Below are 12,668 nucleotides of genomic sequence, written 5' to 3'. Positions count from 1 at the left end.
ATGATTAAATTTTTATACATAGACCTCTTTTGTGGTGCCGGTGGCACAAGTACGGGAGTTGAAAACGCCCGCTTACATGGTGAGCAAATCGCCAAGGTTATCGCATGCGTAAACCATGACGCCAACGCCATCGCGTCGCATGCCGCCAATCATCCCGACGCTTTGCACTTTACCGAGGACATCCGCACACTGGACCTTACACAGTTGACCGCCCATGTTGAGGTTATGCGGTTACGCTATGCCGGTGCCCGCGTGGTATTGTGGGCATCGTTGGAGTGTACAAATTTTTCCATTGCCAAGGGCGGCCAAAGTAGGGATGCCGACAGCCGGACATTGGCCGAACATCTTTTTCGCTACATCGAAGCGTTAAAACCCGATTACATACAGATCGAGAACGTCAAGGAATTTATGACATGGGGGCCGTTGGCTGTAAAAGTCGTTGAGGACAAAAAGACGGGCGCCATTATGTGCCCTTTGTCGATCAAATCCGAGGGCACGGGCAAAAAAAAGCGGTGGACCATTGGCCCCGTTATGCTCCCATGCGAAACAACCAAAGGCCAACATTACCATAATTGGGTGGCCCACGTAAAAAGTTACGGGTATCGTTTCGATTACCGCATACTGGATGCCGCCGATTACGGCGCCTACACATCCCGGCGGCGTTTCTTTGGAATATTTGCCAGCGGAAATTTGCCCATCGTATTCCCCGAGCAAACGCACGCCAAAAATCCCGAAAATGACCTATTCGACCAGCGGGCCAAGTGGCGCCCGGTCCGTGAGGTTTTAGACCTGCAAGATGAGGGAACCAGTATTTTCGAGCGTAAAACGCCGCTGGCCGACGCTACGCATGAACGCATATACGCAGGGTTGATTAAGTTCGTTGCCGGTGGTAAAGATGCCTTTTTGGTCAAATATAATTCCGTAAACGGGAAAACAGGGAAATACATACCCCCAAGTATTGACCAGCCGTGCCCGGTCGTTGCCGCACAGGATCGCCTCGGTTTAGCAAGGGCTTGTTTTATTCAACAACGCAACAGCGGGAAGCCCGAAAGCAAAATTATATCAGTAGATCGTCCTGCCCGTACTCTTACATCAACAGGTGGGAATCAAGATATTGTAAGTGCTTGTTTTCTGACAAAGTATTTCAGCGGATCACCGGAAAGCATGAATTTAAGCGTTGATGGTCCGGCCCACACCATTACGGCAATAGATCATCATGCGATCATCAACGCCCCATTTATGACAGCATATTACGGTAACGGTTTCAATTCGAGTATTGACGGACCGGCGCCAACGATTACTACCAAAGACCGTTTCCAACTGGTTAGACCTCAATTTTTAGATATGCAGTATGGAAACGGTCGCGGCGCATCCGTTGAATCGCCTGCAGGAACGGTAACGACAAACCCCAAACATCACCTTGTTACGTGCCGACCGTGGATAATGAACCCACATTTTCAGAATGTGGGCAATTCCCTCGATCACCCATTCCCCACGATCACAGCAAACCGCAAATGGCATTATCTGATGAACCCGCAATACACATCCAAAGGCGGGAGCATCGACACGCCGTGTTTTACTCTGATCGCCCGCATGGATAAGGCGGCACCCTATCTTATCACAACGGAACATGAGGGGCGCGAGTTGCCGCAGTTTATCCGGCAAAATGGCCAAATCCTCGTGTATGAAATATACGCTACCGATAGCCCCATATTGGTCCAAATAAAGGAGTTTATGGCCCTTTACGGACTTGTTGACGTTAAAATGCGCATGTTAAAGATACCCGAATTAAAGCGCATCATGGGTTTTCCGGCCAACTACAAACTGATCGGTACGCAGGCGGAGCAAAAAAAGTATATCGGCAATGCCGTTGAGGTAAACACGGCCCGCGTACAATGTGAGGCACTGGGCATCGCCATAATCGAATACGAACGTAATGCCGCATAACATGAAAAAGATAATCAGAGTATTCCCAACGCGCACAAACGCCACCCCGACCGACGAACTGGCCCGCATTCACACGGTTCCGAGTTTATTCGACGAAGCGGACGAGGTGCATATATCGGTTACTTTTACGTGGGATATACCATGGGCAGAATGGGCAGTAAGACAATGGGAACGGGTTGCACCGGTCAAATTGGGCGGCCCCGCATACAATGAACCGGGCGGCGATTTTGTCCCCGGAATGTATATGCGGAAAGGATATGTTATTACCAGCCGCGGATGCCCTAATCGTTGTTGGTTTTGTACGGTGCCCAAACGTGAGGGTGGTGTACTGCGTGAGTTACCCGTAACCGATGGCTGGATCATCCAAGATGATAACCTACTGGCATGCTCGCCGAAACATATTGACGAGGTATTTAGCATGCTTGCCCGACAGCCGCATAGACCTCAATTTACAGGCGGCCTCGAGGCGGCATTACTGACCCAAGAAATGGCAATTCGGCTATACGAATTACATCCCGAAGCAGTCTTTTTCGCTTACGATACCCCCAACGATTTAGCCCCATTGGTTGAGGCTGGCAAAATGCTTATTTCTGCCGGATTTTCCAAGGCCAGCAATAGGTTGAGGTGCTATATTCTATGCGGATACAAAGGGGACACTTTCGACAAAGCACAGGCCCGAATGGGTAAAGCGTGGAAAGCCGGTTTTTTCCCGTTCGCAATGCTATACCGCGACCATGAGGGGAAATTTTCGACCGAATGGAAACATTTTCAAGGGCAGTGGGCAAATCCGACAATAACGTACTGTAATTGTGTAAAATACTTTGGAAAATAAAAATATATGGACAAAACAATCACACTGAACCCGCTGGACGATACCGCCGCGGAGCTGTTGCAATCCGCAACGATACGGATGGCCGAGCAACTGAATAACCACAACCCCAACCATGCAACCATTTTGCGACGTATGGCTATGGATTTGGAAAAACCCCAGCACAACGTCGGCGAATTGTCTGTCGTGGGCGGGTTCCTCTTACAACTGGCCGCCCAGCAATTCGCGGCCAAAGCAACGGACGAATCCCATGCCGCAATACTGTATGAGATCGCCCAAGAGATCACCGAGAAAATACACACCAATAATACCCCAAAGCCATGCGATTAACTGATACCAGCATTATGCCTTATGGCAAGCACCAAGGCCGGGCAATGGTCAACGTACCCGCCGATTACCTAATTTGGTTACGCGAAAATAGCAGGTGTTCCCCACTCGTGGCGGCATACATCGACGAAAACATGGCCAAACTTAAAAAGCAGGTTGCGGAATCCGAACGCATGCGAGAAAATCGCAGGCGATTAAGGTCCATGTATAAATAACTGTTGAGGTAAACATATTTCCAATGAAAACAGAATACAAAAGGCGGCGGAACATTGAGCGGGCCACATCCTTTAAGGTGCAATACTCCGATTCACTGGATGTAGCAAACCCTCTCGAACGGGAATTTGATAGCCAAAAGAGTATGGCCCAATGGATCGGTAGGCAGGAATCAGGCGGCAATTTCGGATTTATGACACTTAAACGATTGGCATTGATCGACGGCATTTGGGAACCGTTTGCAATCATCGGAAAGTTATCGATCACGTTGTCCGACCTCGAAAACCACGCAAACCGTCTGCGTGAAGAATACAAACATTCAAAACCGACAAATTGAGGTTTTATAATATTCAAATTTATGGGACAGAATAACGAGGATTTGGCAAATGACATCCGCAGGCGGGCAAATGCGGCCAACATATCAATTTCGCAGTTATGCCGCGAAGCTGGCGTTTCGCGCCGTTGGTATGAAGATTTGAAGCGGCGGACACCCCAGCCCGTCGATTTATACCTCAAAATCGACCGCAAACTGAAAGAGTACGAACAACCGGATAGCGGGACCCCCGCCAAATAAACAGCATATGAAAATCAGAATCACACAGGAAAAACGGGGCGAGATCGAGCGCATACAAAATGAGTTCCGCAATAAGTTGTCCCCGAATGAGATTTTGCGGGGGACGGCCCAGGGTATCAATAGCGCCCTATCGCGTTCGGTTCCTCGCATAAACAAGCGGATCAAGGAACGCTACAACATTACCCCAAAATACCTATCCCGGCAGGCTATTGTATCGCCAAAGGCCAACAGTAATAATTTGTACGGGGGAATCAAGATCAACGAGGACCGGCTACCGATCATAGCGTTTCGGCCCAAACAAACGGGATCGTCGATAACGGTGGCGATCCACAAAGGCAAAACCAAGATGATCCGCAATGCGTTCGTGGCTACCATGGCCAGCGGTCACAAAGGAGTATTTGCCCGGGGTCATTATCAAAAGCGGACGGGCTTTGTCCCAGGGCGGGAAAAGACAGCCAGCGGCAAAATACGCATTACCGAACTTATGACCGCATCGCCGTTTACCATGGGCATATCCCCCGATGTACGGACGGACGTGGCGGAGTTCATGGGCAACGAGGTGACGGCCCGGGTACACGGAATATTAACCAGCCGCGTGGCAAGAATCGCGGCAAAAAATGAATAAAGCCTACTATCTCCCTACTTTTGTAGTATCAGACCATGCTGTTGACGGCATATCCCCGTTCTCGCAGGGGATTTCATTGCCGCATTTTCGACATATTTCAGTAGTGTAACCACCAATAAACTCGAACACATCATGCGGCGTAACAGACTTGCAATTAGTACAATAATTATCTTTTACCGTTTCCATAATTTAAATTTTCAACAAAGATATGAATGATCAAGGCAATAACCAACATAAATCTAACAAACTGAAAAAATTTAGGGTCCTTCCCGATTTGTTCTATCGGGGGTAGTCGGCACCGCAGTTTTTCGCCAGTCAGCAGGAAAAAATTATCATATCAAGTATCAAGCGGCTGAACATGAGGAAAAAGGCACCAAAAGGGTGGATAAAAATATCTGATTTTGAAGAATTAACCGGCATTAGCACCAAAACCGTTTCGGCGGCCATAAAGCGTGGATATATACCGGATAATTTCGCCGACGTTGTAGGAACATCGGCCACCTCGCCGTACTACCTGAACCCACAGCAGGCCGCCGTATGCTGGTACAAGTCGTTAAATGCGGCACACCCCGGCCAGCGCAAGGTCCGGGAAAGCCTCGCAGGATATATAAAGACGTTCGACAAATCGGTAATTGAACCCGCCGCCAAAGAAGCATCAAGGAGTACCCCAAAAATATCGTATGAGGATGCCCAACTGCAGGAAAAGATTGCCAAGGCACGGATTGCAGAATTGGAATTGCAGGAAAAAGAGGGATCGCTGGTTTCGCGGGAACGTGTCAACGACCAACTTTTCGCCGCCGGCAAGGAATTGCGGGACGCATTATTGACGATACCGGACCGCATCACCGATTTAATCATGGCCGAGGATAACCGGACCATGGTGTATAATACCATTTACGACGCTATCGCCGGTGAACTGCAGAAACTCGCCGACATCCAAATCGAACCGAACAAATAATGGAGCAACGGACGGACATAATCGGTTTTTATCAAGGATTGCGGCCCATAGAGCGGATCACCGTTTCACAGTGGGCCGACAAATACCGCTTTTTGTCCCCCGTCAGTTCCGCCGAGCCGGGCCGGTATCGCACAAACCGCACCCCTTATCTGCAGGCGATCATGGACACATTGAGCGTCCACGATCCACACAAGAAAATCGTTTTTGTCAAAGCCGCGCAAATCGGCGGCACCGAAGCAGGCACCAATTTTTTGGGCTACTGTATGCACATTGCGCCCGCCCCCACTATGTTCGTCCAGCCGACGGACGAAATGGTAAAACGATTATCCAAGGGCCGAATTGACCCGCTGATCGAAATGTGCCCGGAATTACAGCAAAGGGTTGCGCCATCGAAAAGCAGGGACAGTAACAACACGATTACGCAAAAGAGTTTCAACGGCGGCGTCCTGATCCTTGCGGGGGCCAACAGTGCCGCGGGGTTGCGGTCGGTCCCCATCCGTAACCTGGTACTGGACGAGGTGGACGCATACCCGCAGGATTTGGATGGCGAGGGATCGCCGATTGATTTGGCCACGGCCCGAACCCGTACATTTCCGAACCACAAAATATTTATGTTGAGTACCCCCACGATTGAGGGGGCCTCGGCCATCGCCCGCGAATTTGCGGAAACCGACCAAAATTTCTACCATGTGCCATGCCCACATTGCGGCGGCATGCAACCGTTGGTGTTTGCAAACCTCAAATGGGACGAGGGGAAGCCGGACACAGTAAAATACAAATGCGCACATTGCGGTGAATTGATCGCCGAACGGCACAAAGTAGAAATGTTGGCAAATGGCCAGTGGGTTCCGAGCAAACCGGAACGGGTCAATCCCGACGTTATCGGGTTCCATCTGAATAGCCTATACTCACCCTATGGGTGGCATAGCTGGAAACAGATCGTTCGGGATTTTCTCGCGGCCAAAGATAACCAAAGCAAGTTAAAAGTTTTCGTTAATACCACGCTGGGCGAAACGTGGGCCGAACGCGGCGAGGCGCCGCCATATAAAAACCTATACAACCGACGCGAACAGTACAAAATTAACGAGGTCCCGGCGGACGTGTGTTTTCTCACTGCAGGGGTGGACGTGCAACGGGACCGGTTGGAGTTGGAAATCGTCGGATGGTGTGCCGACAAGCGCAGTTATTCGATTGATTTTCGTGTCCTCGACGGAGATACCGCGGCCACCAAAGTATGGAATAAGTTGGCCGATGTACTGGCCGAACGCTGGCCACGTAAGGACGGCATGGAGTTCCCGATCCGTTTAATGGCCGTGGACACCGGATATAATACGACGCATGTATATAATTTCTGCCGACGGTACGGGGCGGATCGCGTGGTCCCCATCAAAGGGCAGGACCACCTTGGTATGGCAGTATCGCCGCCTAAATCGGTAGATATTACAAAGGCGGGAAAAAAGGTAGGCAAATTGCGGCTTTGGAACATCGGAGTTTCATTTATGAAGGGGGAACTATATGCGGCGTTGCGACTGGAAAAGGATAGCGACGGAACCCCGCCGCCCAACTACTGCCATTTTCCCGAGTACGACGAGCATTATTTTAGAGGGCTAACCGCCGAGGAACAGGTAAAACGGATAGTTCGGGGTTACGCGAAATTCCAGTGGGTAAAACGGTACGAACGTAACGAACCATTGGACTGTCGTATATACGCCCGAGCCGCCGCGGTCATTATTGGATTGGATCGTTTAACCCCCAAGCGACTGGCCGCCATGGGCGGCGCCGTTGCAAAAAAGCGGGAGCCACGAAATTCCGAAAGCAATGGACGATCCCAGGATTATAACGATTTTTGGGGTTAAATCATTTAGCGAATGTTCGCTACATTTTCGCAAGGTTTGGCGAGAACTCGCCAAACCTTTTATTGCATGATTGTCAAATCGTTGCATCGTCTTTACTTTAGCGTAAAATCGTTACGCTTATGCCCTTTTCTCAAGAACAATACGACGCACTCAAAGAGGCCATTGCCAGCGGTGCAACCACGATAACATACGGGGACAAAACCGTGTCTTATCGGTCGCTGGCCGAAATGAAAGAATTGGTTAGAATGATTGAGGCCGAATTATTCCCCGAGCGGCAACCGCGCCGGCGCCGGCTGGCCGAGATCGACCGCGGATATTTCTCGAAACGATGAAATTGTCTTTTGAAATATCATTTGGCAACCGGAAACGGCGGGCATACGAGGCGGCAGACAAAAGCCGCCGCGGTAAAGCATTCCGCAATGCCAAGTCCACGGGCGTAAACAACGAGGTAGCTGGGGCGCTCGTAACATTGCGGGACCGGTCCCGCCACATGGCCCGTAACAACGGATGGGCGCGGCGGGCCATCGAGGCGATCACGAAGCACACCATTGGCGAGGGCATCCAGCCCGCCCCGGATGCCGACCTCGAAACCATAAAACAGGTAAAAAAAATTTGGACGGCATGGGCTGGGAAAACCGCATGTGACTGGTACGGCAAAACCACCTTTTACGGTCTGCAGGAGTTGGCGATGCGTTCCATCGCCGAGGGCGGCGATGTATTGATTGTGCGCCACTGGGTAATGCCCGATCAAGACAACCCCCTACCGATAAAATTACAGATCATCGAGGGGGACCAACTCGACCACACCCGAAACGGATATAACGAATACGGCTATTGCCGCCTCGGTGTTCAGTTCGACAACGACGGGCGCCTGATCGGTTACTGGATTTATGAATACCATCCCGGGGACAGTTACATTTTTGCCACGGCCATCCAAAGCAAGTATTTCCCCAAAGAGGACGTGCTACATGCTTTCGAGGTATTGCGGCCCGGACAGGTCCGCGGCTTACCGTTCGGTGTTTCGGCATTTATGAAACAGTCCGACTTTTCCGATTATGAGGATGCCCAGCTCGTCAAACAAAAGGTGGCCGCATGTTTTGCGGCCTTTGTGCTGGGGTCTGAAGATATGGGGTTGGACAACGACAACGAGGACGGACAGAAAGGGATCGAACGGTTGCAACCCGGAATTATCGAACACCTGGGGAGTGCTGAAACCGTCGAATTTGCCAACCCTCCCAGCGTCAGCGATTATGACGCATACGCCGCCCGCATCCTGCAGGGTGTAGCCGCGGCTTATGGAATCACGTATGAAATGCTGACCATGGATTATTCCAAGGTCAATTTCACATCGGGGCGCATGGCGAAAATCGACGTTACCGCGAATTTCAAAAGCTGGCAATATAACATGATCGTCCCGCAGATATGCGCCCCCGTATGGGATTGGTTCGTAAAGGCGTGCATTATCAAGGGCGAATTAACCGGATATATACCCGCGGATTGGACCGCCCCGCGCATCCAACAACTCGATCCCGTAAGGGAAACAGATGCCCAGGTTAAGCGCATCCAATCGGGGCTGGCTACTATCAGCGAAACATTGCGCGAAATGGGCCGCGAACCCGAGGAATTTTTCACAGAGTACAAACAGGATATGGACCGATTGCAGAAACTGGGAATCACGATTGAGAGCGTAACGTTGCCCTCCACAAAAAACGACACAAATGGCTAACAGGACAATGGGTATAATGTATGGCCGGGCACTGATCCAGCCCGCTACACTCGACGCGGACAAACGCGAGGTGGACGTAATTTTTATTACCGAAACCATGGTGCCGCGTTTCGGGTGGACCGAAGATTACGACGAATTGCTGGTGTGTGAACAATCAGCTATCCGGATGGAACGGGCAAACCGAGGATTACCGGTGTTGGACTGCCACCGGACCGAATCCGTACATAATCAGGTCGGACGGTCGATCAAGGTATGGATTGACGAGCAACGGCAACTTTGCGCCCGTGTCAAATTTTCCCAGCGCCAAGAAATTACCGGGTTATGGCAGGACATCGTGGACGGCATCGTCAAAGATATTTCCGGTGGTTATGAAATCTATAAGTACGAACGTGAGGAACGACCGAACGGCCAGCGCCCGATATATCGGGCCATTGATTGGATGCCCACAGAAATATCGCTTGCACCCGTACAGGCAGACATCAAAAGCGAAATCCGCGGGCAGGCCCAGCACACCGTCGAGATCGTGGAAAAAAGAACCTCAAATACCAAAAATATGAAAAACACGAGAACAACCGAAACAGGACAGACCATGGAGTACACCGTCGAGGGTGAACCCGTCAAACTGGGGGACATCGTAACCGTTGACGATGTGAAAGGCGTTGCCCTTTCCGACGGCGAGGTGGGCGATACAATCACGCTTACCCTGATCGAACCCGATGCAGATGCAGACGCCGCTCCTGCCGACGATGCACCCGCCGCCGCGGACGAACGGGCCGCCGGCACAAGTGCCGCCCCGGCAACGCCAGCAACAGCCGCCGCGCCCGCCGAGGAAATGCGCCAGCGGGTAACGTCGATCCAGCAAATGACCCGCGCGGCGGGATTGCCGGACAGTTACGCCCTTACGCTGGTCGGTACCAACATGACGCTGGACCAGTGTAGTAGCGCCATCATGCGCCAGTTGACCAAGCGCAAACAGAACGTGAACGGCACCCACGGGGTACAGGTCGGCCTCGATGCAGGGACCAAGAAGCGAATGGCCGCCGAGAACGCACTCCTGCATCGTATTTATCCCAAGAAATTCACGCTGGACAACGGCGCCCGCGAGTTCCGCGGTATGTCTATGGTGGAGATCGGGCGCGAGCTGTTGGCCGAACGCGGCATCAGTACCCGCGGCATGGACCGAACCGAGGTGGCCAACGCCTTTTTCAAACGGTCGGCCAGTACCAGCGATTTCCCGCTGTTGTTCGAGGGCGTTATCCACAAGATGTTACGCGCCCAGTATGAATTTGCCCCCGAGTTTTGGGACAAAATCGCTCGTCAGACCAGCGTGGACGATTTCCGCGCCAAAGGGTTGTATTCCGCAGGGATCGTCAACGGCATGAAGAAAACCCCCGAGGGCGGCGAAATCAAGTACACAACCCTCAAGGAGAGCAAAGAGACGATCCGCGTGGAATCGTTCGCCGAGGGCATCCGGTTTACCCGACAGGCGTTCATCAACGACGATTTGGGCGTGTTCGCCATCATTCCGTCCGCATTCGTGCGCCACTGGAACACCACGCGCGGGAACCTCGTGTGGGGGCTTATCACGGACAACGTGAAGATGAGCGACAACAAGGCGCTTTTCCACGCCGACCGCGGTAACCTGATTACCGGCACCCTGAACGAAACCAGTTTGGCCGCGGGCAAAACCGCCCTTTTCAAACAGCGGGATGTAGCTGGCGAACTGATCCGCGTATTGCCCCGCTACCTCGTCGTTCCGCCCGAACTGGAAATGCCGGCAAAGAAGCTGATTACCGCGACCACACCGGCCAAAACCGAAGATGTAAACGTGTTCGCCGGCGAGTTCGATGTTATCGTCGAGCCGCGCCTGACCGATCCCGCCGCATGGTATCTGATGGCCGACCCGTACACGGTGGATCATCTGTATTATGCGTACCTCGAGGGTAACGAGGCGTTGCGCGTGGACAGCTCCGAGGAGTTCAAGACGGACAGCATGGATTATGCCGTCCGCGGCGATTTCGGCGCCGCCGCCATCGACTACCGCGGCCTCGTGAAATCAACCGGGAAATAAGCGTAACGGCAACATTCCCGAGGTGAGGGCGGCTCGCCCGCCCTCACTTTAACAGCAAACAACAAAACAGGATAACAACATGAAAAATTTTGTGCAGGATGGTAATACCATCGACTACAAAGTAACAGGCAAAGCCGTGAAAAGCGGCGATGTGCGCATGATCGAGGACGTGGCCGCCGTAGCCGTTACGGACGGCGCCGTGGGCGAAACGATTGCGATGCACGTAACCGGCGTGTACGAACTGACCAAGGGCGCCGGGGCGATCAAGCAGGGCCAAAAGGTGTATGTAGCCGCCGACGGGTCGGGGATCGTTGCAACCGACACCGGCAACAAGTACGCCGGATGTGCGTGGGACGCGGCGGATGCCAGTGCCGCAACCGTAACGGTCAAAGTGAACGCATAAACCCGCCGCCCGATGTGTCCCAAATTTGACAAGATGGCCAAAATGACGGTTTCGTCCATTACCAACCTTATGGGCGAAACTGCCTTTTGGCTATCGTCAAATGGGAAAACACAAGGCAAAATTCTCTTTAAGGACCCAAGCGAACCGGTGCAAATCGGGGATGCCGAGGGGTACGAGTACAGGCCCAGCAATGCCACGGCAGAATATTACGAGGATGTTTTTACCGGACTGAAACAGGCAGTTGACAGCGAGGGAACCGAATACCTCGAAATACGAGGGAAACAGTATTTGGTAACCGCTGTTACTACCAAATTCGACGGCAAAATCCACGTAGCCCAATTAGAACCGCACGAATAGATCAGGACCATGGCAGCAACCAAGAACATCACCGAGCAAACTCCCGCCCCGACCGCGTATGAACGATACGAGGATGAGATCGTCGAGTTATTGCAAATGCAGGGCGTAGATGTTACCCCATTACCGAAAATCGAAGCCCTCGAATTGCCCCGCCAAACGCAGAAACCGCAAATTTTCGTGTTGGTAAACGGCGGCGAGTTCGCCGAACGCGAAGAAATGACGGTAGTGGCACAGTTGGAAACCGTGCAATGCGAGTTATTCATCCGGGCAAAAAACCGCCGCGGGAAAATGGGACTATTTGCGGTTTACGAGGAAGCAAAAAGGCGCCTTTTGGGCTATTGCCCACAGGGGGCGAAAACCCCGATTTACTTTAATTCATTCGGGTATGTTTCCGGGTTACACAACTATTGGCAGTACGCCCTCACATTTTCATTTGCGGCTTATTCAGTCCAAGCCGACCAGCCCGACGAAACACCCCTAATACGAGAAATTACACACGAAATCACAGTCTTATGAAAAATTACGAGGTAACAAACCCTTACATCGTTTTCAGCGTAAAAAACGGCGAAAAGCGCAAAGAGTATGCGCTGAAACAAGGTGATACGGTCGAACTGCCGGAAAATGACATCGCCGTCCGCGCTATGCTGGCCCGCAATCAAATCAAAGAGGTCCCCGCCGCGGCTGGCGGTAAAAAATAGCCGAATAACCATCAATCAGCCGGTAACGGCATAACACTTACAAGCATGGATTTTCTGCATGGAATTGAACACGTAAACACGCCC

Annotated in this window: 16 protein-coding genes; all 16 read left to right on the top strand. The window is 51.9% G+C overall.

The features are described from left to right. The 16 genes from I2E69_RS13135 (at window position 1) to I2E69_RS13060 (ending at window position 12,584) form a co-directional block, all read left to right on the top strand. Entirely contained in the window at window positions 1-1,947 is a 1,947-nt protein-coding gene (locus I2E69_RS13135; protein WP_195461688.1) for a DNA cytosine methyltransferase, read from the top strand. A gap of 1 nt (window position 1,948) precedes the next feature. Further along, window positions 1,949-2,779, top strand: a complete 831-nt coding sequence (locus I2E69_RS13130) for a hypothetical protein (RefSeq protein ID WP_195461687.1) — start codon at window positions 1,949-1,951, stop codon at window positions 2,777-2,779. Between the two features lie 6 nt (window positions 2,780-2,785). Then, window positions 2,786-3,106: a hypothetical protein gene (locus I2E69_RS13125; protein ID WP_195461686.1), complete on the top strand. Its 321-nt coding sequence runs from the start codon at window positions 2,786-2,788 to the stop codon at window positions 3,104-3,106. Next, window positions 3,097-3,318 carry a putative quorum-sensing-regulated virulence factor gene (locus I2E69_RS15465; RefSeq protein WP_195461685.1) on the top strand — a complete coding sequence of 74 codons (222 nt, stop codon included), beginning with the start codon at window positions 3,097-3,099 and terminating at the stop codon, window positions 3,316-3,318. Before I2E69_RS13125 ends, I2E69_RS15465 begins: the two co-directional genes overlap by 10 nt. A gap of 23 nt (window positions 3,319-3,341) precedes the next feature. Then, complete coding sequence (locus tag I2E69_RS13115; RefSeq protein WP_195461684.1) at window positions 3,342-3,653, top strand: hypothetical protein; 312 nt, start codon at window positions 3,342-3,344, stop codon at window positions 3,651-3,653. A gap of 21 nt (window positions 3,654-3,674) precedes the next feature. Continuing rightward, the gene (locus tag I2E69_RS13110) at window positions 3,675-3,890 is read left to right on the top strand and encodes a hypothetical protein (RefSeq protein WP_195461683.1); all 216 of its coding nucleotides are present in this window, start codon (window positions 3,675-3,677) and stop codon (window positions 3,888-3,890) included. A gap of 7 nt (window positions 3,891-3,897) precedes the next feature. Next, entirely contained in the window at window positions 3,898-4,515 is a 618-nt protein-coding gene (locus tag I2E69_RS13105) for a phage tail protein (RefSeq protein WP_195461682.1), read from the top strand. Between the two features lie 358 nt (window positions 4,516-4,873). Continuing rightward, window positions 4,874-5,473, top strand: coding sequence for a hypothetical protein (locus I2E69_RS13100; protein WP_195461681.1), 600 nt, complete (start codon window positions 4,874-4,876; stop codon window positions 5,471-5,473). Next, entirely contained in the window at window positions 5,473-7,329 is a 1,857-nt protein-coding gene (locus I2E69_RS13095; RefSeq protein ID WP_195461680.1) for a phage terminase large subunit family protein, read from the top strand. The genes I2E69_RS13100 and I2E69_RS13095 overlap by 1 nt, the downstream gene beginning before the upstream one ends. 119 nt (window positions 7,330-7,448) lie before the next feature. Next, window positions 7,449-7,661, top strand: coding sequence for a phage head-tail joining protein (locus tag I2E69_RS13090; protein ID WP_195461679.1), 213 nt, complete (start codon window positions 7,449-7,451; stop codon window positions 7,659-7,661). Window positions 7,662-7,663: 2 nt separating this feature from the next. Further along, a complete protein-coding gene (locus tag I2E69_RS13085) occupies window positions 7,664-9,055 on the top strand; it encodes a phage portal protein (RefSeq protein WP_229095523.1) in 1,392 nt (463 codons plus the stop codon). Further along, window positions 9,048-11,126: a prohead protease/major capsid protein fusion protein gene (locus tag I2E69_RS13080; protein WP_410489117.1), complete on the top strand. Its 2,079-nt coding sequence runs from the start codon at window positions 9,048-9,050 to the stop codon at window positions 11,124-11,126. Before I2E69_RS13085 ends, I2E69_RS13080 begins: the two co-directional genes overlap by 8 nt. Window positions 11,127-11,205: 79 nt before the next feature. Then, entirely contained in the window at window positions 11,206-11,529 is a 324-nt protein-coding gene (locus I2E69_RS13075; RefSeq protein ID WP_195461676.1) for a DUF2190 family protein, read from the top strand. A 33-nt stretch (window positions 11,530-11,562) separates the two neighbouring features. Next, the gene (locus tag I2E69_RS13070) at window positions 11,563-11,886 is read left to right on the top strand and encodes a hypothetical protein (RefSeq protein WP_195461675.1); all 324 of its coding nucleotides are present in this window, start codon (window positions 11,563-11,565) and stop codon (window positions 11,884-11,886) included. Window positions 11,887-11,895: 9 nt separating this feature from the next. Continuing rightward, on the top strand, window positions 11,896-12,402 hold the full coding sequence (locus tag I2E69_RS13065; RefSeq protein ID WP_195461674.1) for a Gp37 family protein: 507 nt from the start codon (window positions 11,896-11,898) through the stop codon (window positions 12,400-12,402). Continuing rightward, window positions 12,399-12,584, top strand: a complete 186-nt coding sequence (locus I2E69_RS13060) for a hypothetical protein (protein WP_195461673.1) — start codon at window positions 12,399-12,401, stop codon at window positions 12,582-12,584. Before I2E69_RS13065 ends, I2E69_RS13060 begins: the two co-directional genes overlap by 4 nt. The last annotated feature ends 84 nt before the right edge of the window (window positions 12,585-12,668 follow it).

The organism is Alistipes sp. D31t1_170403_E11 (assembly GCF_015553985.1).
Taxonomy (GTDB): Bacteria; Bacteroidota; Bacteroidia; order Bacteroidales; family Rikenellaceae; genus Alistipes; species Alistipes montrealensis.
The sequence above is the reverse complement of the archived record's forward strand: the minus strand, read 5'-3'. Positions and strand labels throughout refer to the sequence as shown.